The 23,606-nt window shown below is 39.5% G+C and carries 18 protein-coding genes; 11 read left to right on the top strand and 7 right to left on the bottom strand.

The window, feature by feature from the left end:
- Positions 1-12 precede the first annotated feature (12 nt).
- Positions 13-603, bottom strand: a complete 591-nt coding sequence (locus CPS_RS23000) for a TetR/AcrR family transcriptional regulator (protein WP_011044748.1) — start codon at positions 601-603, stop codon at positions 13-15.
- 101 nt (positions 604-704) lie between these two features.
- On the opposite strand from CPS_RS23000, the gene CPS_RS17895 reads away from it, so the two are divergent.
- Entirely contained in the window at positions 705-1,628 is a 924-nt protein-coding gene (locus CPS_RS17895; RefSeq protein ID WP_011044747.1) for a DMT family transporter, read from the top strand.
- Between the two features lie 292 nt (positions 1,629-1,920).
- Here the strand turns inward: CPS_RS17895 and CPS_RS17890 are convergent, their stop codons facing one another.
- Together CPS_RS17890 and CPS_RS17885 are read right to left on the bottom strand one after the other, a co-directional pair.
- The gene (locus tag CPS_RS17890) at positions 1,921-2,778 is read right to left on the bottom strand and encodes a PD40 domain-containing protein (protein WP_011044746.1); all 858 of its coding nucleotides are present in this window, start codon (positions 2,776-2,778) and stop codon (positions 1,921-1,923) included.
- A gap of 85 nt (positions 2,779-2,863) precedes the next feature.
- A complete protein-coding gene (locus CPS_RS17885) occupies positions 2,864-3,763 on the bottom strand; it encodes a TolB family protein (RefSeq protein ID WP_011044745.1) in 900 nt (299 codons plus the stop codon).
- Between the two features lie 391 nt (positions 3,764-4,154).
- Between CPS_RS17885 and CPS_RS17880 the strand changes: the two genes are divergently transcribed.
- From CPS_RS17880 to arfA, 3 genes are all read left to right on the top strand, one after another.
- Positions 4,155-4,337, top strand: a complete 183-nt coding sequence (locus CPS_RS17880; RefSeq protein ID WP_011044744.1) for a hypothetical protein — start codon at positions 4,155-4,157, stop codon at positions 4,335-4,337.
- A 55-nt stretch (positions 4,338-4,392) separates the two neighbouring features.
- Positions 4,393-4,716 (top strand): tyrosine-type recombinase/integrase, encoded by a 324-nt coding sequence (locus CPS_RS23520; RefSeq protein ID WP_081428748.1) that lies wholly within the window; start codon positions 4,393-4,395, stop codon positions 4,714-4,716.
- A gap of 206 nt (positions 4,717-4,922) precedes the next feature.
- On the top strand, positions 4,923-5,141 hold the full coding sequence (gene arfA / locus CPS_RS17875) for an alternative ribosome rescue factor ArfA (RefSeq protein WP_011044741.1): 219 nt from the start codon (positions 4,923-4,925) through the stop codon (positions 5,139-5,141).
- 74 nt (positions 5,142-5,215) lie between these two features.
- On the opposite strand, the gene hemF is transcribed toward arfA, so the two are convergent.
- A complete protein-coding gene (gene hemF / locus CPS_RS17870) occupies positions 5,216-6,154 on the bottom strand; it encodes an oxygen-dependent coproporphyrinogen oxidase (RefSeq protein WP_011044740.1) in 939 nt (312 codons plus the stop codon).
- A gap of 289 nt (positions 6,155-6,443) precedes the next feature.
- Between hemF and CPS_RS17865 the strand changes: the two genes are divergently transcribed.
- The 4 genes from CPS_RS17865 (at position 6,444) to CPS_RS17850 (ending at position 14,670) form a co-directional block, all read left to right on the top strand.
- Positions 6,444-7,745 carry an ammonium transporter gene (locus CPS_RS17865; RefSeq protein WP_232769242.1) on the top strand — a complete coding sequence of 434 codons (1,302 nt, stop codon included), beginning with the start codon at positions 6,444-6,446 and terminating at the stop codon, positions 7,743-7,745.
- A 259-nt stretch (positions 7,746-8,004) separates the two neighbouring features.
- A complete protein-coding gene (locus CPS_RS17860) occupies positions 8,005-10,908 on the top strand; it encodes a hypothetical protein (RefSeq protein ID WP_011044738.1) in 2,904 nt (967 codons plus the stop codon).
- Positions 10,909-11,086: 178 nt separating this feature from the next.
- Entirely contained in the window at positions 11,087-13,780 is a 2,694-nt protein-coding gene (locus tag CPS_RS17855; protein WP_011044737.1) for a TonB-dependent receptor domain-containing protein, read from the top strand.
- A 257-nt stretch (positions 13,781-14,037) separates the two neighbouring features.
- Positions 14,038-14,670 (top strand): SOS response-associated peptidase, encoded by a 633-nt coding sequence (locus CPS_RS17850; RefSeq protein ID WP_011044736.1) that lies wholly within the window; start codon positions 14,038-14,040, stop codon positions 14,668-14,670.
- Between the two features lie 20 nt (positions 14,671-14,690).
- Here CPS_RS17850 and CPS_RS17845 read toward each other — a convergent pair whose 3' ends face one another.
- Both CPS_RS17845 and CPS_RS17840 read right to left on the bottom strand, forming a co-directional pair.
- Positions 14,691-15,752 carry an AraC family transcriptional regulator gene (locus CPS_RS17845; protein ID WP_011044735.1) on the bottom strand — a complete coding sequence of 354 codons (1,062 nt, stop codon included), beginning with the start codon at positions 15,750-15,752 and terminating at the stop codon, positions 14,691-14,693.
- Complete coding sequence (locus CPS_RS17840; protein WP_011044734.1) at positions 15,752-16,687, bottom strand: GGDEF domain-containing protein; 936 nt, start codon at positions 16,685-16,687, stop codon at positions 15,752-15,754. The genes CPS_RS17845 and CPS_RS17840 overlap by 1 nt, the downstream gene beginning before the upstream one ends.
- A gap of 391 nt (positions 16,688-17,078) precedes the next feature.
- On the opposite strand from CPS_RS17840, the gene CPS_RS17835 reads away from it, so the two are divergent.
- From CPS_RS17835 to CPS_RS17825, 3 genes are all read left to right on the top strand, one after another.
- Positions 17,079-19,916, top strand: a complete 2,838-nt coding sequence (locus tag CPS_RS17835) for a TonB-dependent receptor (RefSeq protein WP_011044732.1) — start codon at positions 17,079-17,081, stop codon at positions 19,914-19,916.
- A gap of 98 nt (positions 19,917-20,014) precedes the next feature.
- On the top strand, positions 20,015-21,403 hold the full coding sequence (locus CPS_RS17830) for a metallophosphoesterase (RefSeq protein ID WP_011044731.1): 1,389 nt from the start codon (positions 20,015-20,017) through the stop codon (positions 21,401-21,403).
- A 229-nt stretch (positions 21,404-21,632) separates the two neighbouring features.
- The gene (locus CPS_RS17825) at positions 21,633-22,310 is read left to right on the top strand and encodes a hypothetical protein (protein WP_011044730.1); all 678 of its coding nucleotides are present in this window, start codon (positions 21,633-21,635) and stop codon (positions 22,308-22,310) included.
- Positions 22,311-22,694: 384 nt separating this feature from the next.
- Here the strand turns inward: CPS_RS17825 and pdsO are convergent, their stop codons facing one another.
- A complete protein-coding gene (pdsO, locus tag CPS_RS17820) occupies positions 22,695-23,531 on the bottom strand; it encodes a sortase-associated OmpA-like protein PdsO (protein WP_011044728.1) in 837 nt (278 codons plus the stop codon).
- Between the last annotated feature and the right edge of the window lie 75 nt (positions 23,532-23,606).

Genomic DNA, 23,606 nt, shown 5'->3' with positions numbered 1-23,606 from the left:
CAATACAGTAAACTACGTTAATCCTAATTGTTTCGCCAGACGTTTCAGTGTATTAACTTGGAGATCATCACTTTGATAGATCCTCGACATTATATATCCACCTTGTACTTGTTCCATCAGAATAGAACTTAACTCTTGGGCAGAGAAATCTGATGAAATTAATCCTTGGTTTTGCGCTGTCTGAAAGTTATGACTGAGAAAGCGCTGCAGTTCATCAAAGAATCCTTGAATAGGTTTATTTAATTGCTGTTTTTGCCCTGAAGTCTCATACATGAAACGCCCAAATTTGCAGCCTTCGGTTCCTTTGCGAGGTAATTTTAGGTATGCCTCTAAACGCTTCTTTGGATTAGGTATAGTGCTCGTAATGTGATTTAATTCAGCGGTTTTTTCTTCTACTATTCTTTCCAAAACTGCATTTGCCAAATCATCTTTACTGGCAAAATGATGGTAAAAACTTCCTTGCCCGACACCACTTGCCGCATAAATTGCTTGAGGACTGGTTGCTTCAAAGCCATTTTTCAAAAATAGATCTGCAGCCGAAGATAAAATACGTTCTCGTCCTTGACCACGTGGTAACCGCTTTTTTTTGGGAGATTCTGACATCTATCCATTCCTAATTATTTGCATTTTTAATCATTGTACCATAAGGTACATAACTTAATTGTACTACCTAGTACATAGCGTTGTGTGTTGAGGATAAAAAAATGAGTAAAAGCTTAGGGTTTAAGGTCTCAGTAAGCTTCGTTAATATATTTGCATTACCCTTCTTTTTTGTATTGCTTTATGGCAGTGGGTTTGTAGGTGCAAAACTCGGATTACCACACTCCACTCCTTTGAGTTTTCTAAGTTTACGCTTCATGGCTGCAGGTTTGATATTACTAATTATTGCGAAATTGATTGGTAACCAACTCCCGAACTGGCGTGAAGCGATACATATTTCGGTAGCTGGAAGCTTAACTGTCTGTCTATTTTCTGTTGGTGTATTTGTATCAATTGATATGGGGCTTTCCCCAGCAGTTTCGGCATTAATTGTTGCACTACAGCCTATTCTGGTAGCTCTATTTGCACGAAAACTGGTTAATGAACAACTTAACTTAGCCCAATGGTTTGGATTGCTCTTTGGATTTTTAGGAGTCATCGTCGTTGTCATTGATTCAATTGAAACAACGTCTTTCAGTTGGGTTGCTATAGCTATGTCCGTGCTTGCTTTGTTTGGTGTTACCTTTGGAAGTCTTTATCAGAAGCGTTATTGCGCAGATATGGAGATATTTTATGGAGGTGCGATTCAGTCTCTGGTTTCGGGCTTAATATGTTTAGCATTGTTACCGTTTTTTGAAAGCTTTAAGGTCGTTTGGACAGGTGAATTTATTATATCGCTAGTTTATATGGTCGTCGGGGTATCACTAGGGGCATTAAGCTTGCTTTATATAATGATCCAGCGGGGAGAGGTAAGCAGAGTCGCAAGTGTATTTTATTTAGTCCCTGTTTCTGCGGCAGTTAGTGCTTATCTTTTATTTGGTGAAACCATTGAGAGCACTACATTGTTCGGGGCAAGCATTATTGCTTTGGGTATTTTCCTGACCAACCGTAAATCTCAAAATAACATGGTGGTTTCTATGAATAAATAGTAGTCATTTTGGTTACTTACTGCAGTTAACGGAGTTCAAATTGTGTCGCCTTACCTTTTGCCATTAATTCGTTATAGGGGAGGCGGAGCATCTTATTAGCACCTTAGAAATAATGCTCTTTTCATCTGAATCTTTTAAAAACGTCAATTACTTCTTTGGTAGCTAAGCTGAAGCTAGAAGTGACAGCATCACTACTTACGCTTATCACTAAAAACAGTCGATTCGATCCCACTCTGTGTCAGTGGGATCGTAGCGACTCTTGCTCCGAGTGAGTAGTTTATTCTAGAGCTAACTATTTTGGCCTGAGGGTTTCAATAATCTGTGCATCCACCCAGTAAATATCTATATTACCCTTATCATCCATGCCTCTGTTGAAGAGTATGTACTTACCATCAGAGGTGACACTCGCATAGAATTCATTTTTATCAGAATTAACCTTGTCGCCCAAATTAATTGCAGGGCCCCATGCATCATCCTTTGTCCGGAACCTAATATAAAGATCAGAGCCTCCATAGCCGCCTTCTCGTTCGCTATCCCAAATCAGGTAGCTTTCGTCTGGCGCAATAAAGGGGTGAGCTGTCCATTTACCTGTGTTGACCACTGGGTCCATCATTGTTGGCGCTTGGCGTTTTCCGTCCTTGAATGTTGATATACGAATTACGTCATTGCTTTTATAATCGTCAAAAACATAGGTGCCTTTGGCTGAGGCCGACAGGCGCATAATACCCCAGTCTTTTCGGTCAAACATAGGTCCAAGACTTTTGCGTTCTGACCAGCCGTCGCCAATGCGGTCCTTATAGCCTTTTGCCATATGCATACGTTTTCCGTCAGGCGAAAATACAATTTCACCTGTCCTAGGGAATTCTATATATTTCTTCCAAACATTATTTTGCTGACGAAAACCGATAACGGTTGCGCTTTTTCGGTTTGTCGTGAAGTAAAATTCTTTCATGCCGGGCGCAAACACGCCTTCAAGCTCCCAGCCTTGTTTAGAAATAATGCCAGGTGCAAATGGCTCTGCCACCAAACCTGGTGGTTCTTGTCCCATATAGGGGCCTTTCAGTACTGGAAATTCATATTGACTAAAGCTTTTGTTACTCATCGTTAGAGTAGAAAGCAGTAGAGTCATTGATATACAAATATGTTTCATGCTGTTGTCCCTATTTTTTATTTAGCAGAATGCTTAATTTAAGCGCCTTCTTCAACGCATACACTCAGATTCAATTATTAATGCATCACAATTTCGGTCGTACATTTTCAATAACTTCTGTTCTCACCCAATACAAGTTTGCTATTCCGCCTTCTTCGTTATATCGGCTGAAAAATAAATATTTACCATCTGGCGTGACGCCTGGAACTCTTTCATGAAAGTCAGAATTTACTGTATTTCCAAGATTAATTGGCTTGGTCCATGCCCCATCTTTTTCCTTAAAATAAACGTAAATATCGCTATTTCTTTTTTGATCTTCTTTATTTTGAGCTTGTACCAATAAATAATCTTGAGATGAGGAAATAAAAGCGTGAGATCCAATTTCAACGTCAACCTCCTGCACTTTGGGAAACCCACCATTTTTGCTGGATGAATAATACATTTTTCGTTTTGAACGGTTGTCATAAAAAACATCGCCGTTTTTGGCTTGAGTCAAATTCATCACATCATCGTCATTTATAGGTGAATCAAGTTTTATTGCGTTGCTCCACCCCTTGTCCAAACGATCTACATACCATATTTCTTCACCCGAAAAGTCAGAGCTATACCCGGTAAAATAAATTCTTTTACCGTCAGCTCTGACGAATGGTTCCATTTCTCCAGCTTTTTGTCCTTTGGTAAATTTTGCTTTTTGAATGGCTTTCCATTTTTTATCTTCGATTTTTGAAAAATAGATATCAGCCGTTCCTTCCTTTGGTTGTACTGAAAAATATACTTCATCTAAGTCAGGGGAAAACGAAATACCGAAGTCATATCTTCCATTGATTGAAACAATACCAGGAGCGAAAAGTTCAGGAATTAAGCCGGGTGGCTTTTGCCCCAAATAGGGACCTTGGAGGATGGGAAACTCATCGTGACTATAACTTTTGCTACTGAAAGCTAGAATAGAAAACAGTAGAGTAATTGAAATACAAATATATTTCATATTATTGTCCTTATTTTATATTTAGCAGAATGCTTAACTTCTGCGCTCTAATAACAGCTATTAATACTACGCTTTGTTAAATAATGTCCACGCAGTCGCAGTACAAACAAGGTCAAAGTGGCAGAATTTACGTTGAGTAACTTATTTGAGCTGAAATTCATCAAATCCCTCAAAGCGAAATTTCATGCCATGGTGTGAAGTTGACCAGATTATGGGATGCTTTTGTTGATACTTTTAAGGTATGTTTTTTGGAGAGACTCTTGTGTTTCAATAAATTCTATTTTTATCAAATTAAATATCAGCTCTTTCGTTCATGAAAACAAAGGTGGCTAATAAGCCTAAATTTAGTAATATGTGGCGATAAATAGCAGTAAAATCTTAAGGAAACATTATGAAAATATTTATAGCCATCGTGGTAGCTTGCTTGGCAGCATTTCTGTTCCATCATGCGTATGGCATTGAAGGCGTTAGCCTAGAGCGCTTGGGTTATATAGCCGGTGGCGTTATCTCAGTCGTTGTCGTTTTAGCACTTTTCATCCCTAAACTGGAAGATGGGCAGGAGCGAAAATTCTAAGCTATTTAATTAAACAAGCCTCCCTTTAGGGTTAGCTCGAAAGTACCCTTATGCCATTATTGACTTTAAATGGCAGTTTGTCTTTCCTTCAACGGTTAGATGCCTACATCCAACTGACGGCTACTATTGTCGCCATCACCTTCATTGGACAGCTTTGACCAAATCGCTGCGAAAGGCGCTTAACCAAACAAGTATTAGGAAACATGTAACAGCACACACCTTTCGTCATAGCTTTGCTACACAACTATTGTTAAACGGTGCCGACATTAGCACAGTGCAAGAGCTATTAGGACATAATGATTTGAGAACCACCCAAATATATACCTATGTAATTGGACAGCACTCCTCTGGTACAACGAGTCCTATGGATAGAAAATAATTATAAATAACTTGGACGTTTAGCGCTGTTTTATCAGGAAAGTTGTCGCTTTAATTTAAAGTATAATGACTGCAATGGTGGCGAAGCAGACTATTTATTGTTACTTGTAACGATCCACATGTATAATAAACAGGCATTACATTGTCGTAATGACTTAACGTAATAATTTGAACGTATATAAGTAACAAACTTTTAAAGGATAAATCATGAGTAAGCAGAAAAAGCCATTAGCGAAAGCTGGCACTGTTAAAGTAAATAAAAGTGAAACAGAGTTGGGAAGAGGACAAATTAAAGGGAATTTTTTAGCCGCATTAGTAACATCAAAGGTTTATAAGATGCAGGTGGTTAAAGCGAAAAAAGGTAAAGGTTCATATCAGCGTAAAGCTAAAAATGTAAGACGAGAGTCTTATTTAATGGCGGCTTAACTAGTTAGTACTAGCCATCATTAAATAAGACTCTCATTCAAAACGTTACCTAAGCCTTAAATACCAATCACACTTTATTTCAATACGTTAAGCCAATCTTTTGGACTTAAGTAATCCGCTAATTTAGCTTCTGCACTACCTTCATCAGCTTGGAAGTTATATTCCCAACGTGCAAGTGGTGGCATAGACATCAAAATTGATTCAGTTCTACCACCAGATTGTAAGCCAAATAACGTGCCTCTATCGAATACCAAATTGAACTCGACATAACGACCACGGCGATACAATTGAAATTGACGCTCTTGTTCACCAAAAGCCTCATCTTTGCGACGCTGCATAATAGGCACATAAGCATCGATAAAACCTTGGCCAACGGCTTTGACGTAATCAAAACAGGTATCGAAATCCCACTGATTTAAATCATCAAAGAATAAACCACCAACACCGCGGGTTTCATCACGGTGCTTTAAATAGAAATACTCATCACACCATTTTTTATGATCGTTATAAACATTGTCACCAAATGGCTGACATAAGTCGTGCGCTGTTTGATGCCAATGCTGAATATCTTCATCGTTTGGATAAAAAGGTGTTAAATCAAAACCACCACCAAACCACCATACGGGTTTTTCACCTTCTTTCTCAGCAATAAAAAAGCGCACATTAGCGTGTGAAGTCGGAATGTTAGGGTTTTTTGGGTGGATAACGAGTGAAACACCACAAGCTTGCCACGTTCTGCCGGCAAGCTCAGGACGATGAGCCGTGGCTGATGGTGGTAATTTATCACCTGATACCACAGAAAAATTTACGCCTCCTTGCTCAACAACCGTGCCATCGGTCATCACGCGAGTTCTACCGCCGCCGCCTTCTTTGCGCTTCCAGTTATCTTCAACAAATTTTCCAGTACCGTCAGCTTCTTCTAATGCCTGACAAATTTTATCTTGGAGGCTTTTGAAAAACGCGATGATTGGCGTGATTTCAATGTTCGCAGTCGAGCTTAGTTGTGAGTCCATTTTATTACCGTCGATTAACCATTAATTATATGGCGGTTATTGTATCAAAGAGCAGGATCTCCGTGGGAATTAAAATGATACTCCTAAGGGGAAAATATAAACTTCACTTATTTTGTGCGTACTTGCACTCTTTTAGAGCGTTCGGTGCGTATTTTGTGCTTTTATGGTGCGCTATGGCACTATATTAAGGCATGCTGTTTTTAAGGTATTGAAAGTTAATGTTTTATTTTTTGGCTTGTTTTGTGCTTTGTTCATGTCAGTTATTGAATTATTTACTATGGAAACAACTATGAGCAAAGCATTAATCTTGTGTTTAACCTTACTTAGCTTTTTTATCTCAGGCACTGCTTGGGCGGAAGAAGGGCAACTAAATGGCGCAAACACCAGTTGGATTTTAACATCTACCGCATTGGTATTATTGATGACCTTACCGGGCGTTGCTCTTTTTTACGGTGGCTTGGTTCGTAAAAAGAATGTGTTATCAATATTAATGCAATGTTTTGCTATCGGCTCAATCTCATCAATTTTATGGCTATTAGTAGGCTATAGCTTAGCTTTTGGTGAGGGTAATGCTTTTATCGGTGATTTTAGTAAAGTGATGATGCATGGTATTCCTAAAGATGCTTTGTCAGGAGATATCCCTGAAAGTTTATTTATGCTGTTTCAAATGACTTTTGCCATTATTACGCCAGTGCTTATTATTGGTGGTTTTGCAGAGCGTATGAAGTTCTCTGCGGTATTACTCTTTAGTGGTATTTGGTTACTTGCTGTTTATGCACCTATTACTCATTGGGTATGGGGCGGCGGTTGGTTAGCACAAATGGGCATTTATGATTTTGCCGGTGGTATTGTTGTACATATTACGGCGGGTACTGCGGCATTAGTTGCCGCTCTTGTTATCGGTCCACGTCGAGGTTTTCCTAAAACACCTATGTTGCCACATAACTTAACCATGACTGTTACTGGTGCTGGTATGTTATGGGTTGGTTGGTTTGGCTTTAATGGTGGTAGTGCACTAGCCGCTAACGGTGATGCTTCTATGGCTATGCTTGTTACACATATTTCTGCCGCAGCAGGTACATTAACTTGGGCAGCTATTGAGTGGAAAAAATTTGGTAAAGCCAGTGTTTTAGGTGCTGTTACCGGTATGGTCGCAGGTTTAGGTACCATTACGCCTGCCTCTGGTTTTGTCGGCCCTGGTGGCGCGTTAATTATTGGTATTAGTGCAGGCTTTGTTTGTTTTTATTCAACGGTTTATATTAAACAAAAATTAAAAATTGATGATTCGTTAGATGTATTTCCTGTACATGGTGTTGGTGGTATTTTAGGTACGTTATTAGTCGGTGTTTTCTCAGCGACCAGTCTTGGTGTATTTAGTGGTTTTGGTTTTGCTGAAGGCATTGCTACGATGGCGGAACAAATTGGTGTTCAGCTTATCGGCATATTCTCTACACTGATTTATACCGCAGTCGTTACTTATATTATCCTTAAATTGGTCGGTTTGATGACGGATGGTTTACGTGTTGGTGAAGAGCAAGAGTCTAACGGTTTAGATCAGGCTGAACATGAAGAAGTCGGTTACCACTTGTAGGTCATATTCATAAACTCCTTAAAAAAAGCGCTTCGGCGCTTTTTTTGTGCCTGTCGTTTCACACCACTGTCATTTTTCTGAAATATTAACGACATCAAATAGTCACACTTCTAAAACATTTCTGTCATTTATTAACCTTAGTATGTAGTCAAATTTACTTTATGTGAAAAATTGTTACCTGATAATGTGCAACTTGATAAAGCTGTGTATTTGCTAGGTAAAGTAATCTTTCTTCATTAATTGCTGCGGAGCAAATGAAATGCAAACTAAAAAACTATTTAAATACAGTATGATAGCAACAGCTTTAACCTTAGGTTTAGCTGCTTGTGGTGGTGACATTAATTTAAACTCTAGTGTTGATGAATCAGTGGGCGATACCATTATTGAAAACCCAGCACCAACGCCTGATGCGGGTAAATCATTACCTGGTAAAGCAAATACAGCATTAAGTACTGAAGTATCGGCAGCACTTGGTTTTGACGTACAGGTTCAAGTGCTCGACAGCATTATTAATGAAAGTACCACCTTAGTGGCGAGTGTTGATGGCAAAACCGTTATGTATGCAATTAGTGGTGGACTTGAGGTAGGCGGCGCAGTAGCACCAGCCGCACAATCACGCAGCACTAATGGTCAAAGCGGTAAAATGCGCAACCCTGATACGGATGTTGTACTTACTATCGAACCAGGCGCGGTATTATTTGGTCAATCAGGTAACGATTATATTGTTGTTCACCGTGATGCACAAATCATGGCAGAAGGCAGTAAAGCTAAGCCAATTATCATGACATCACTGCAAGATGTTAAAGGTGAGGCTACAGCTGCAGGACAGTGGGGTGGTTTAGTTATTTTAGGTAACGCTCCTTCAAATAAATGTCCAACTGACGGCAGTGATTGTGCCTTACAAGTTGAAGGTGTTGCTGAAGGCGCTGTTTTTGGCGGCACAGACTGGGAAGATAACTCAGGTATTTTAAAATATGTTGTCATTAAGTACGCTGGTTTTGAAATTAAGCCGGACAATGAATTAAATGGTATTACTTTTGGTGGCGTTGGATCAGGCACCACAGTTGATTATATTCAGGTACACAGCAATGCTGATGATGGTGTTGAGTTCTTTGGTGGTGCAGTTAATGCAAAACATTTGGTCTTAACGGCTAACAAAGATGACAGTGTTGATTGGGATAACGGTTTTAAAGGAATGCTTCAGCACGTTTATATTGAACATGCGAAAAATGCTGGCGAAGCAAACCGTGGTATAGAAGGTGATAACGACGGTTCAAGCCCGGCTAAAGAACCGCAATCAAATCCTACTATCGCTAACATGACGATTATTGGTAATAACTTTACTACCAGTGACAAAGACTCTGAAGGTATTTATTTACGTGAAGGCACCGCCGCTAAAATTTTCAACACGGTAATAACCGGCCCAAGTGAAATGGGTGAATGTTTAGAGTTTGAAGGTGGCAAAACCTCATCGGTTACCGTTGATAATGCCAATAGCGATAAAATTGTTATGCAAAATGTGGTGATGGCTTGTAATAACGATGAAAACTTTAAAGATGCAAAAGCTGAAGATAAATCAATATTACTTGATTTAGCGACTTGGTTTGAAGCTGAAGACTCTAATAGCATAAGTACTTCTGTGCTTATTGGCGCAAGTGGCATACCAGATAGTGGTTCACCGCTAATCGCTGAAAATGCAGGGCAAGATGTTGCTACTACTCAGAATGCTTGGTTTGATAGCGTTGATTACATCGGTGCATTAGATGGTGCGGATGTAGATGATTGGCGAGAAGGTTGGGCATTTGGCTTTGGTGGTGGTGTTGTTACTGCCCAAGCAGAAGTTGAAGGTTGTCCAACGGGTACTAGCGCCATTTCACCTGCCGATGGTGTAACAACTACCTGTCAGCTAAGTGGCGATATCACCAGCGATTTAACGTTAACGGCTAATAACCTATATGCCTTAAGTGGCCCTGTTTTTGTCGGTCAAGACAGAACGACTTCTACAGAATCTACAACGGCTAAAAGTGCAACCTTAACAATTGAAGCGGGAACGACTATTTTTGGTCGCTCTGGTGGTGATTACTTAGTTGTTAGTCGTGACTCAAAAATTGAAGCAAATGGCAGCGCTAGTTCACCTATCATCTTTACATCTAGTGAAGATATTAGCTCAGGTGTTACAGGGGCTGGACAATGGGGAGGTATTGTTCTGTTAGGTAATGCGCAATCAAATAAATGTCCAACAGATGGTAGTGATTGTGCCTTACAAGTTGAAGGTGTTGAAACAGGTGCCGTATTTGGTGGCACTGATGATACCGACAGTTCAGGTACTTTACGCTATGTTGTCGTTAAACATGCGGGTTATGAAGTTAAACCAGACAACGAACTTAACGGTATAACCTTTGGTGCAGTAGGCTCAGGTACTAAAGTAGAATACATTCAAGTACATGAAAATGCTGATGATGGTATTGAATTCTTTGGCGGAACTGTTAATGCTAAATATGTAGTGCTTACCTCAAATAAAGATGACAGCGTTGATTGGGATAACGGTTATCGCGGCAACTTACAATATGTATTGGTTAAACACGCTAGCGACAATGGTGAAGCTAACCGTGGTATTGAAGGTGATAACGACGGCTCTACCCCGAACAAACTGCCACAATCAAACCCAACGATTGCCAACATGACTATCATAGGTAACGCTTTCACAGCACCAGGTAAAGACTCTGAAGGGGTTTACCTTCGTGAAGGCACTAAAGCACAGTTACATAACTTTGTGGTAACGGGTCCTACGGGCATGGGCGAGTGTTTTGAAATCGAAGGCGGCGCGACAACTTCAGTGACAGTAGACCAAGCAGTTGCCGGTGAAACGGTAATATCCAACTCAGTATTTGCTTGTGAAGAAAACTTCAAAAGTGCCAAAGCGGAAGACAAAACAGTATTGCTTGATACACAAGACTGGGTGCTTAATCAAAACCCAACGTTGAATGTGAACAATACGACCGCACTTGATACGTCGGCAGTACTTGACGGTATATTCACGATTGATACCACTGAAGCAAAAGACTTTACCGGCAATGCATTTTTTGAAAATGCGAAGCACATCGGTGCGGTCTCTGCGGATAATGACTGGACAGCTAACTGGACTGTTGGCTTAGACGACTAATAAGCGTTGATACCCAATGCTGTAGCGAAAAGAATCGCTACAGCATTTATTCCGGTTATTTATTAGTCCGTAATAAAGGGTAATTAAAAACTAGATTTCCGATTAAGACACCTCGGGAATGACAAGTTTGAAGCGGTTTTTTTGCTTCTCCCAGTAAAGAAGTTTCAAGAGGTTTCCAATGAAAACAAAATTCAAACTATCCATTTTAACTCTAGCACTTGCTACAGGCTGTGGTTTATCAACCGCCTATGCAGAAACTGCACTAGAAGAAAATGCTGATGGGCAAGCCATGGAAGAGGTGATTGTCAAAGCAAGTCGCTTAAAAGGCACTGCTAGTGCGGTCATGGAAGAGCGTAAAAATCAGGCCTTTATTGCTGATATCCTCGGCGCTGAGCAAATAGCACGTACCGGTGATTCAGATGCGGCTGCGGCGTTACGTCGTGTTACCGGTATTACCTTGGTGGATGGAAAATACATTTATGTGCGTGGTTTAGGTGAGCGCTTTTCAAGTACGCAACTAAATGGCGCGGCAGTACCTAGCCCAGATCCAACGCGAACGGTTATTCCACTCGATTTATTTCCTTCATCAATCATTGAATCATTGTCGGTACAAAAATCCTATTCTGCTGCTATGCCTGCCCATTTTGCTGGCGGTAATGTCGATGTGCGTTTGAAAACAATTCCTTCTGACTTTGTTTTTTCCATGCAAGGTAAGCTTGGCGGTAACACCAATAACTTTGATGATGGTTTATCCTATAATGGCGGAGACGACGATTGGTATGGTAAAGATGATGGTACTCGTGCAGCACCAGCGTCATTGCAAAAATTGTGGAAAAGTCATAGCCCTATAAATGATTTATCACAGCAAGATAACCGTGAGATTGCTGCGCAGATGAATCGCGATTATGATCCAAAAGCCACTAGCATTAACCCGAATACTGGCTTTGATGTCACATTAGGTAATCGATTCGACTTTGATGACTTTCGATTAGGTTTCCTTACCGCGGTTTCCTATGACAATAAATGGGAAGTATCAGAAGAATACGAAGGACAGGATTTCACCTATCAAGAAGGTGTTGATGGCGAAGACAGCAGTTGGGCTTTAGTACGTGGTTCCGATGATATTAAATCTACTGAACATACGGTACGCTTTTCTGGCATGTTCAACGTTGGCTTAGAATTTCAACGTGATCACCGCATTGATTTCAGCTCGTTAATTTTGCACGATACCCGTGATGAAATACGCGATAAACTCGGCAACACCAACAATGTCACTATTAGTGACGGTTTGCGAGTACGTGATAGCGACGTTATTTATGAAGAGCGAGAAATGATCGCGAATCAAATCAGAGGTACACATAACTTCTCAGGACTTTGGAACTTAGGTGCTGATTGGTTTTACTCAGATGCGCGCTCCAATCGCTATGCTCCTGGCAATATCTCAACACGCTATATCATTGCCGATGGTTCAAATGGTCAACCTGAAGATGGCATTTTTGATCCAATCAATGAGAGCTCTTTACGTAAAGCGACCACTTCTTCTCGTTATAGTTTTCAAAACTTAGACGATAATGTTGAAAACTATGGTTTTAGTTTTTCATTGCCAGTTAACTTTAGCAATGTAGAACTAGAGATAAAAGCAGGCGGGAACTTTATTGAAAAGACACGTGACGCTATGGCAAGACGCATAGATGTCAACACACTTGCTTTTGATAACCTAGACCTAACTGGCCATCAAATGGGCGTCATTTTAAATGATGATGTTATGCTAAATCACCCATTATCGGGCAATGAATTAATTATTCGTGATACGACTGCTAGCGGAGATGATTACTACTCTGCTCAACTGGTTGATGCTTACTTTATTGATACCGATTTTTTCATCGCGCAAAAGTGGCGAGTAAACTTAGGATTGCGTTATGAAGATTTTCGCCAAGTCGTTGCCCCGTTAGATCCCGCAACTGGTAAGTTTGAGTTACCTGCAAAGCCGACGAATGAAGATTTAGCAGCACTTGCCTTTAAAGATGATGATGTTTTTGGTGCACTAGCATTCACTTATTTGCTTGACGATGAAATGCAGTTTCGTGCTTCTTACGCACAAACGACTATTCGTCCAGATATCCGAGAAGTCGCGCCGGCGACCTACATTGATCCCCTTACTGGTTTCCCTATTGGTGGAACGCCAAGTGTAACCAGTACCGCTATTGATAACTATGATTTACGTTGGGAGTGGTACTTACCTGCGGGAGATAACCTTTCTGTAGGTTTATTCTACAAGGACATGGATCAGCCAATAGAAGCGGTACAATCACCTGCACAAGATGGCCCACCATTAATCAGAATTGCTAATGCAGAAGACGGTTATGTGTACGGACTTGAGGTAGAGTTTTTAAAAGACTTTGGCTTCTTAGGTGATTTTGCGGGTATGAACGGGACAGACTTCTTCTTATCGGGTAACTTTACGGTAAGTGAGTCAGAAATAAATATTGATACCCAGAACGTGGTTGAACAAACCGGCGTTTCTACCTCAATTACTAATCCAACACGTGCCATGACAGGTCACTCACCTTGGGTAGTAAATATGAACTTAGGTTGGGATGCGCCGAATGGTAATCACAGTGCTACCCTTGCTTATAACGTGTTTGCTGAGCGTATTATTATACCTGGCATTGACGGTAAGGATGATGCTTATGAGCAACCATTCCATTCACTTGATATGGTCTATACCTACTATCCTACTTACTCATCAACATTGAAATTTAAGGTGCAAAACATCTTAAATCAGAAAAAAGAAATTGAGTTTGAAGATACCTTAATGCGCAGTGAAACCAAAGGTGTTGCCTTTGAAGTTGCCTTGAAGTGGGACTTTTAAGTAAGCCTAGTAATAAGAAGGTTCTGCAATAATTAGCACTTTCTTTGTATTCATTATTTACGCAGTATAGCTATCCCAATGGCTGTACTGCGTTTTTTTATGGGTATTAACAATTTTTCCTAGCTCTCTTCTTATTCAAATAAATTAACATTCCTAGCAATTTAATACGCTGATACAATGACGTACCTAGCCACGAAATATTAATCTAATCGATGAAGAATATTCATTGAAGTATAATGTTAATCATTGAGGTTTTTATGTGTGGAAGAATGAACTTTGATAATAAGCACAGTAAGATAATCAGTGACTTTTTTGGCTGTGATTTTAGCGCTGCTTCAAACAATAACCTTAGTCCTGGGCAGACAGTTTCCACGCTGGTTAACCGTGATATAAATGACCATTCAAACAGTGTTTCAAATGACGAGGCAGCTTTTCAGCAGCTTGATTCTACTTGGGGTATTCAACCCAGTTGGTCAAAGCGATTACTTATTAATGCTCAAAGTGAAACTGTACTTACTAAAGCTACTTTTAAAGACGCGATAAAAACACACCGATGTTTAATTCCTTGCGCTGGCTGGTATGAGTGGCGAACTGAAGGGGACAAAAAACAAAAGTACTTATTTAGTCATGTTAATGACGAGCCCTTTCTCATGGCGGGAATTTGGTATGTGAAGCAAAACCAAAGTAATAACGAAGCATTGACTCCTGAGCCCAAACAATTGGTCACTCTCACCACCGCGCCTAATGACAAATGCGCTGAATATCATCAACGTATGCCAGTCATTGTATTACCGCAATATCGTGATTATTGGTTCCATTCAACTGCAGAGCAATTATCGCCTTTATTTGAAGCGATAGACCAAGGTTATATCAAAGTAACTGCTGCTTGAAACTGTAAAACTTGTTATTTCTAGTTAAAGCAGTGTTGCTCACGCATAGAGTTTGGCGTCACTCCTGTCCAGCGTTTGAAGGCTTTACGAAAGTTACTCACGTCATTGAAGTACAGGGCATCGGCAATCTTTTCATTACTGTGCTGACAAATAACCAACTGAAAAATTGCCTGCTGGCTACGTATGGCATCAATGAGACCTTGATAATTGAGTTGATGATTCGCAAGTTTACGTTTTAACGTGGCACTGCTATAACCAAAATGTTGTGCACAGCACTCTTGCGATAAGTCACCTTTATTTGATAAACGTTGACTAAGGTAGCTATTGAGTTGCTGTATAAAACTAATGGGGTAGGGTTTTGGGTTTAATTGACTTATTTGCTGTAGCGCTACTGCTTTTAAGCTATTTGCGCTGTCGTTAAAGGGCAAATACAGTTGTTTTGACGCTATAGTAACCATGCAGATCTTCTGGTCAAACTGTATGTTTATATTTGCTTTCATGTTGAGATGTACATGATATTGCTCGATATGTTGTACCTCAGGATAATCAAGGTGAATGTCTAACTTAGGTAATTCTCCACAGCGATATTTGATGGCACCCAGTAAAGCACTCAACATAAACTCAGTTATAAAGGTCTGTTGATTTTTTGATAATTTGCCAACTGCACTTTGAAAAATAAGGTAACTATTATTGTTGAAGTGTTTTAGCTGTAAGTTCATTAACGGAAAGCAAGCAAGCTGAAAACATTGGCATAATCGTAACATATCGCCTAGGTGCCGACAGTTCATTAGTGCTTGGCCTAATAACCCCAGATGTGAAGGAAAATATCGTCTGCCAAGTAGAAAGCTAATTTCATTACCCTGAACTAACTTTGAGCAGTTTTCTATTACTGTTAGCAACGTATTTGCCGAGCAGGTTAAGCTATTTTTTGCTAAATTCTTTTTGCTTAAATCATTGTGAAATAGCTTGGTACCTTTGAGTAATTTATCAGGGTGGGCGCCTCTTTGCGTTGCTAAGTCTATCAAGCTCAGTAGAACTTGCTGAGCATCGAGTACTTCGTCGTAGCGTTCATAGCCTTTCATTAGGCAACCTGTTTATTATGATGTTTGTTGTTTTGTTTCTTGGTGCTGTCCATTTGTTGACTCATCAGCTCAAGCACTTGGTAATCACTTTGACTACCATCAAACTCTTTGCTGCACAGCGTGATTTTCTGGTAATTTGCTTGTTGATCACTCCCCACTTTGAACGCTAAGTTGGCTAGACTATTTTCAATATGCCAAGCAAACGTTTCCGCGAATGTTGTGGTGGTATTGGGCAATAAAACAACAAAACGATCACTGGCATATCTGCAGGCTAAATCTTGATCTCTAATATTCATGGTGATCACTTGCCCAATTTCTCGTAATAAAATATCCCCTTGTTGATGACCATACTGTCGATTGAATTGGTCGAACTGGCGAATGTCTATCATCATCATAGTAAAAGGTTGTTTAGTTTTTTTACTATAAAGAAGCTGATGTTTTATTTGCTTTTTCATATATTTAGCACTGTATAAACCCGTGATAAAGTCAGTAAGACTGTGGTCCCGATAAAAACGTTCTGTACGTCTTAATTGTGCATTAATCGTCATTTGTTCTTGATACCAGTGATACAAGGCTATGCTCATTATCACCATGCCTACTGGGGCAGGTAATGATTCGATGGCAGTCAACCAAGCACTGTTTTGGGGATAAATAACAAACTCGTCAATAAAGTCTAATAACATCGAGATATTCATCAGTATCAATCCAGAAAAAAGCCAGTTAGTGACTTTTCCCGCAGGTCTACTGATTAAAATAAAGCCTATCCATACCAAGGTCATTAAAGTCATGCCACCTTCACCTAAGGCGTCAAGGTAGTCAAATTCACTGCTTGGTTTTAAATCCCCCAAATTGAATGTACAGGTTATAACTGCACCTAGGGTAAAGAATAATATGGTTAAAAGGTGGGAATGATATTTTATAAAAGAGGTGTTCATGGTCAGCCCTGTTATTAAGGTGAAGGTGTTTATGAAAGTGATATTAGCTCACACAGATGACAGTTTTTTTACCTAAACATGATGATTGCTCATTTATTAGCAATCGATAGGTATGCTATTTACCGTATTGGTTAATAGGCGGGTAGGGGAACCGTTAGTTTTTAGTAAAATTAAGGGGTCTAATTAGCTCGTCCTCCTGTTTTTTATCGCTAAATAAAGCGGAGATTAACAATTTTTAACCTCAACGGTTCAGTCACCGTTTTACTGTCATCGTGTTGTCATATTTTTTACTTACTTTAGCGTCAATATCAATTTGTACCTGAGTACTTTGCCTTGCTAGTTCGCTATGTTGAGGCAATAAAATTAAAACAATATGAGAGCACTAGATCACATGAAACTTTCTTTAACGAATTTTAACGGTAATAATTTTCGCCTTAATAAACTAACTATCGCCTTAGCGGGCAGTTTAGCGTTATTAACAGCACCTTTAAGTTGGGCAGACAGTGTTATTGAAGGGCGAGTAACCGACGCAAGTAACAAGGTTTACTTTCAAGGCGCCCAAGTGCAGATAAAAGAGTTGGATTTAACGGTAATTAGTGAACGTGATGGATCCTTTCGTTTTGCTAAATTGCCTGAAGGCGAATATACCTTAATCATTAAATATATTGGTAGTGATGATTTAGAGCAAAAAATCTCGGTTGTTGATGGTGAGGTTTTATCGAAAAACTTTGTTATTGGTGCGGCTAACTCGGACCAAAAAGAGTTAGATAATATTATCGTCTATGGGCAAAGAGCAGGGCAAGCGAGTGCTATTAACCGACAAAAAAATGCTAACAAATTAGTTTCAGTTATCAGTAGTGATGGTATAGGCCAATTGCCGGACCAAAATGCTGCTGAGGCTTTACAGCGTATGCCGGGAATATTTATTGAACGTGACCAAGGCGAGGGGCGTTTTGTTGGTATTCGCGGTATAGATCCAAACCTGAATAATGTCACTATCAATGGTCTAAATGTTCCTTCACCCGAGGCGGGCGTTCGCAGTGTCGCCTTAGATGTTATCCCGAGTGAACTTATTTCATCATTAGAAGTGAGTAAAACAGTTACGCCAGACATGGATGCCAGTGCCATTGGCGGTTCTATCGAAGTAAAAAGTTTATCAGCTTTTGATCGTAACGACAGAAGTTACTCTTTTACTGCACAAGCATCACATAATGAATTGGTCTCAGAAACTAGCCCTAAACTTTCGGGAAGTTATACCGATATTTATACCTTAGCGGGCGGAAGTCAGCTTGGCGTTGCCGGCGCTGTTTCATGGTTTAAGCGAGAGTTTGGCTCTCATAATGTCGAAACAGATGGCGGTTGGAGCGTATTTGATTATGAAGACGCTGCAACAGGCGAAGATGTTGAAGCGTTTGGGGCAGAAGAAATAGAGCAACGTGCATATAGTATTGAACGTGAACGTTTGGGCGCGGCTTTAAATTTTGACTTATATACCTCAGCAACAGATAAGTACTATTTACGCACCCTGTACAGTAAGTTTTCAGATGATGAATATCGTTTAAGAAATCAATTTAAATACGATAAAGGCCAAATTGATTTAACCTCAAACACCCAGAATAGTGCCCAGTTTTCTGATGCCAAAATGGAGCGTGATACCAAGGATCGTTATGAAGCACAAAAAATATTCTCCATCATCACTGGAGGGGAAAACCAGATAGGCGATTGGCTTGTTGAATACAGTGCGGGTTACTCTAAAGCCAGTGAAGCTGAACCGGATCGTATCGATAGTACTTTTGTGGCTAAAGATTTAACTTTTGGCTATTTGAGTTCTGGTCCTATTCCACAGCTAACGTTTGATGCTGCATCTCAAGATTTGAATAACTTTGCCTTAGATGAAGTGGTTTATGAAAATAACTTAACACAAGATGAAGAAGTCACCTTAGCATTAGATTTCAGCAAAGACTTTGTTTGGCAAAACAACAATGGTCAAATTAAGTTTGGTGGAAAATACCGTACCCGTGAAAAGTTTAACCGTGTTGATGCAGCAATTTATGATGGTGGTTTTACCGATGCTGCAGGCGTTGATACCAGCGCACAAGCATTCAATACAGGACCTGTTGATTACAATTTAGGGGATTTTGGCCCTGGTCTTTCTCAACATCAGCTGAGTGATTATGTTCTTACAAATATTAATGATTTTGAGTTAAACAGCCTTAAATCTGATATTGAAAGTCAAGGTAGCTCCTATACCAGTAATGAAGATGTATTAGCCTTATATGCCATGGTCAGTTTTGACATTAATGATTGGTACATTGTTGCGGGTGTTCGTTATGAAGATACCAGCTTTAGTACCAAAGGCAGTAAAGTCGACTTAATTGTTGATGAAAGTGATGGCAGTGAAACCGTCAATATCAGCCCTTGGCAGGGCGCTAAAGACTATGATGATTTTTTCCCAAGTCTAAATGTGCGTTATAACATTAGCGACAAGTTAATCAGTCGTTTTGCTTATACACAAACTATCGCCAGACCAACCTTCAGTGATACTGCGGCAAACCAATTGATAGAAACGGAAGTGTCAGAAGATAATGGTCAAATCATAACCGAGCGAAAAGCTGTTGTGGGGAATCCTGATCTTGAACCGTATGAAGCTAACAACCTTGATTTAAGTCTTGAGTATTATCCTGGACATATTGGTGTCTTATCAGCAGGTCTTTTTTATAAAGACATTGATAATTATATCCTTAAAGAAGAGGTGCAGGATAATGGACAGTGGGATGGTTTTGAAGAAGTTATTCAGCCGAAAAATGGTGGTAATGCTGCACTAACAGGTCTTGAACTGGCGTGGACTAAAACGTTCGACTCGGGGGTATTGTTAGGTGCCAATGGTACCTTTGTTGATGCGGATGAAAAATTGCCAAATCAAGCAGATACCGTGGGTAATTTAATGTTTGGCTTTGAAAATAATGATATCAGCTTACGATTAAGCTCAACCTATAAAAGTGAGAACTTCAAGTTTACCGATAATGATGCTGATGTTTATCAAGACGCACATATGCAACTTGATTTTAGTGCGAAGTATTATCTGAATAACACCACGCAAATTTATTTTAACGCAATAAATATTAATGATGAGCCGTATTACCTCTATCACGGTGACACGCAATATAACTATCAGTTTGAAGAGTATGGTCGTAGCTATGAATTAGGCATTACCATCACATCTTTTTAACTGTCACTCCTGTTAAGTCACCTAGCATGAATCAAAGTCAGTAGTTGAAAAACGCTGACTTTGATTACCTATAAATTGTTACCATAATTGAGTTTATTATGAAAAACCAAGATGTAACCCCGACAGTTAGACAAAAAGACGTGCTGTTAAAAGCAATCAAGCCGAAGAAATTATCACTAGTGATGTTATCTTTATCATTACTGAGTTTAGGTATTATAGCTAGCTGCAGTAATACGCAATCAATTGATAGCGTTGATAAGAATATTACCGATAAAACAGCTACCAATAACATCAATTTTCTTGCCTTCGGAGATGGTGGTTATCATGTGGATTACCCCAAGAAAAAGCATATAGAAAATCCCAGAAACAAAGCAGACTTTATCATTCATGAAAAAGAAGACTGGGTAGCCGAATATAGACCTGAGTCTGAATTTGATCATGCGCCCATTTATGTTTATCCCAATACCAATACTGCCACAGAGCAAGGTGGGGCTGAAGCGGTAGGACTGGCAATGACCGAGGTTTGTATTAATAAACCTTGCCAGTTTGCTATTCAATTAGGCGATAATATCTATCCTGATGGCGCTGGTGCAGATGATGGCAAAGATGATCAAAAGCGCATGAATGATTTAATACTTTCGCCGTTAATGCCCTTATTCACCGAACACCCTGATTTAATGGTGTATTCAGCGTTAGGAAATCATGACTGGAAAAGCTCTCGCCAAGGTGTTGCTTTGCAAACTCAATGGATGGCAGAACAAAAAAACTTCACCTTAGATGAGCAAGGTTATTATAAATACACCTTAGGGAGTAAAGGCAATGATGTTGAGTTTTTTGTCCTTGATACCAATATGTTACTTTCGGGGCAAACGTTCCATGAAGTACCCCTTAATAGCGATGGCAGTGAAGGGGAGTTAACGAAAGCACTTAAGGATGGCAGCGCCGAATTAGAACAAGCAGATCTGCATGAGTTACCGATAAAAGGTGAAGACGAACAGCAACTTGCCTGGTTAGCAAAGGGATTAAAAAACTCTACCGCTAAATGGAAGGTTGTTTATGGGCACCATATTTTGTGGTCAATTGGTGGTAGTAAATACAGCGAAGGCCATGTACTAAGGGATTTATTATTACCTTCTTTGTGCCAATATGCGGATGCATATATCGCCGGACATGAGCATGATTTAGAGCTTATTACCGATGATTGCTCTAATTACATTGCAGATAATACGCGCCCACCATTACCTCTCATTATCAGTGGCGCCGCAGCAAAAATGCGTGGTAAACATAGCCCATTTGCAGAGCAACAAGCCAAACGTTATCCACAATATAAGCTGCATTGGTCGCAAAGTTTTGTTTGGGGTTTTGCTCATATAGAGCTAAATAACCAAGACGATGCGCTTAATGTTGAATTTTATACCACACCTAGAAACCTTTCAGGAAAAACAGAGCTTGCGGCACAATTCTCTTTTGATAAGCGCAGTGATTAATTTAACGTGATCTAGTGAAATATAACGTTAGCGTTAGCTTTTTTTGGCGATGCCTAAAAGTACTTGATGACTCAAAAAGGTAAGCTCCAAGGGGTATAAAAGACCATTAAGTGTAAAATCTTGCCTCAATAGGATACTTTTGCTTTTAAAAACAAATTATAATGTGCAATTGGATTTGAAATCTTGGTTGTAGAAATCGCGCCAACCTATGTGTAGTGAGAATTAATTTATGAAAAAAGTGTTATTTGGTCTTGTGTTTTTATTAAGTCAAGTGAGTTTTGCTGAGGATGAGGTCAAGAAGTTACCGCCATTAGACCCAGGATATATGGGCGTACACGGTATGGTTTTGGTGACTCACGGTTCTAGCATTTATGCGTCTCATATGCCGCTTTATAACAAGCCTCATAATGTACAACTACTCTATAAATTAGATAATAATGATTTGGCGGTATTACAAACGGTTAGAGATAGCCAACTTATTACTATTAAACCCAAACCGTTTAATTTACAACGCTTAATGCGTGGCGAGAAAATGGTTATAGAGGCTGACTTATATGCGGGGCATTTTGAGCGTGATGGCATGTTAGTGTATAGCAATATTTCATTGTCTTTTGATAAGCAGTTGTATGTTCGTACGTTTGACGACATTAAACCTTCAAGCACAAAACAAGAATACGATATTGTTTCATTAAGAAAAAATTATAAATTTTATATTCACAGAATTCAGCAAGCACCTAGCTTTGATCATATATTGGGTGTCGATTTAGAAGCAGGGTGTTTAAGCCGTTTTAATACCTCATCAGCAGTACCAAAAGAAACTGAACTTCAATATAAGTTTATAAACTGTGGCACGATAAAACCTTTGTATTTTGAAACCGAAGATTTTCAGGCGGCTGACTCTCATTAAATAACCTGAACTCGGTTTAATAAGTTTTTAACTACCTGAAATATATAAATTAAATATTTCAATGTATCTCTGGCTAGATAGTTTTGCTTAATTCAAGGCAAATTGACGCGTCAATAGCGAGTCTATTGCAAGTGAATTTAACGCAGAAGTCAGTAAAAGTAGTTGCTAGAGAATAATTTATTAAGCCGAGCTCAGGTTAAATAGCTCGGTCGAAAACAATCGCGTTTTAATTTGTCCATGATATCAATAAAAAAGTCGCCTTACTGGGCGACTTTTTTCATTACTTTATTACTGATATAGATTTCTTATACTAATTAAATGGCCATAAACACCTCCTTTTTTTATCAAATAAAATGACTGACTGGGAGTTAATGAACCGGAGAATTAATGATTATTCGCCATTTGGTTGTTTATCGTTTGAGACTCTTCTTTTGATGGTGGAGTATGTAATTTCAGCACAACACGACGGTCATAAAAGCTAACTTCACTTTCATTATTGGCGACCACAGGTGACTCTTCACCAAAAGCAAAGGTCGCTATTTGTTGTTCTTCCACGCCTTGTGCCATCAACAAGGTTCTTACTGATTCAACTCTGGCTTGTGATAACGTTTGATTAAGTGATTGTTCACCGATTGAATCGGTATAACCAGACAAGTCAATTTTCATCTCGGGTGAGCTATTTAATATTTGTGCGAGAGCGGCGACTTGCTCTTGATAGTGTGGCGCTATGTCACTTGAGCCAGTAGAGAATTGTAGGCTCATTAACAGGTTGTCTGCTTGCAATTGGCCCGAATCATGTTGTTGTGTTTCTAAGGCGACTAATTGTTGTTGATACGAAGCTTCTAAACGCTGTAACTTAGCTTGGTATTGACTTTGTATTTGCTCATTAGAGCGTTGCTTGCGTTGTTCATTGACTAACGCAGTACTTAGTTCGTCATTTTGATCATTAACATTAATGTACTTAGCAACAAATACTCCACCTATTCCTGCCACGATAGCGCCTAAGGGACCAGCCACAATAGCACCAATAACAGCACCGGTACCAAAACCAATATTTTCTTCATTGGTTGCTTCTTGATGAATTTTTTCTGGCGGTAAGGTGTTTTCTGTCGCATTCACTGAACTCGTTGCTAAAGCAGCAATAAGTGCCGTGGTGATGAATAATTTTTTTCCAGTAATTTTGTTTAGTTGAGTTTGTGGTAATTGAATCGTGTTTTTCATGAGTTATCCTTTTATGCCATATTTTTTGTTAACAGTGTTGTTAAACAGTATTGTTAATTTATGCTGTTAAGTTAT

The sequence above is a fragment of the Colwellia psychrerythraea 34H genome, from assembly GCF_000012325.1.
GTDB lineage: Bacteria > Pseudomonadota > Gammaproteobacteria > Enterobacterales > Alteromonadaceae > Colwellia > Colwellia psychrerythraea_A.
This window is presented reverse-complemented; position numbering and strand designations above follow the sequence as displayed.

Bases quoted from the DNA above. Each gene is read 5' to 3' on its own strand.
- hemF (WP_011044740.1), bottom strand. From the start codon at position 6,154: ATGGACTCACAACTAAGCTCGACTGCGAACATTGAAATCACGCCAATC.
- CPS_RS17845 (WP_011044735.1), bottom strand. From the start codon at position 15,752: ATGAAAGGCTATGAACGCTACGACGAAGTACTCGATGCTCAGCAAGTT.
- CPS_RS17890 (WP_011044746.1), bottom strand. From the start codon at position 2,778: ATGAAACATATTTGTATATCAATGACTCTACTGCTTTCTACTCTAACG.
- arfA (WP_011044741.1), top strand. From the start codon at position 4,923: ATGAGTAAGCAGAAAAAGCCATTAGCGAAAGCTGGCACTGTTAAAGTA.
- CPS_RS17840 (WP_011044734.1), bottom strand. From the start codon at position 16,687: ATGAACACCTCTTTTATAAAATATCATTCCCACCTTTTAACCATATTA.
- CPS_RS17850 (WP_011044736.1), top strand. From the start codon at position 14,038: ATGTGTGGAAGAATGAACTTTGATAATAAGCACAGTAAGATAATCAGT.
- CPS_RS17825 (WP_011044730.1), top strand. From the start codon at position 21,633: ATGAAAAAAGTGTTATTTGGTCTTGTGTTTTTATTAAGTCAAGTGAGT.
- CPS_RS17830 (WP_011044731.1), top strand. From the start codon at position 20,015: ATGAAAAACCAAGATGTAACCCCGACAGTTAGACAAAAAGACGTGCTG.
- CPS_RS17895 (WP_011044747.1), top strand. From the start codon at position 705: ATGAGTAAAAGCTTAGGGTTTAAGGTCTCAGTAAGCTTCGTTAATATA.
- CPS_RS17865 (WP_232769242.1), top strand. From the start codon at position 6,444: ATGAGCAAAGCATTAATCTTGTGTTTAACCTTACTTAGCTTTTTTATC.
- CPS_RS17880 (WP_011044744.1), top strand. From the start codon at position 4,155: ATGAAAATATTTATAGCCATCGTGGTAGCTTGCTTGGCAGCATTTCTG.
- CPS_RS17860 (WP_011044738.1), top strand. From the start codon at position 8,005: ATGCAAACTAAAAAACTATTTAAATACAGTATGATAGCAACAGCTTTA.
- CPS_RS23000 (WP_011044748.1), bottom strand. From the start codon at position 603: ATGTCAGAATCTCCCAAAAAAAAGCGGTTACCACGTGGTCAAGGACGA.
- CPS_RS17855 (WP_011044737.1), top strand. From the start codon at position 11,087: ATGAAAACAAAATTCAAACTATCCATTTTAACTCTAGCACTTGCTACA.
- CPS_RS17885 (WP_011044745.1), bottom strand. From the start codon at position 3,763: ATGAAATATATTTGTATTTCAATTACTCTACTGTTTTCTATTCTAGCT.
- pdsO (WP_011044728.1), bottom strand. From the start codon at position 23,531: ATGAAAAACACGATTCAATTACCACAAACTCAACTAAACAAAATTACT.
- CPS_RS17835 (WP_011044732.1), top strand. From the start codon at position 17,079: ATGAAACTTTCTTTAACGAATTTTAACGGTAATAATTTTCGCCTTAAT.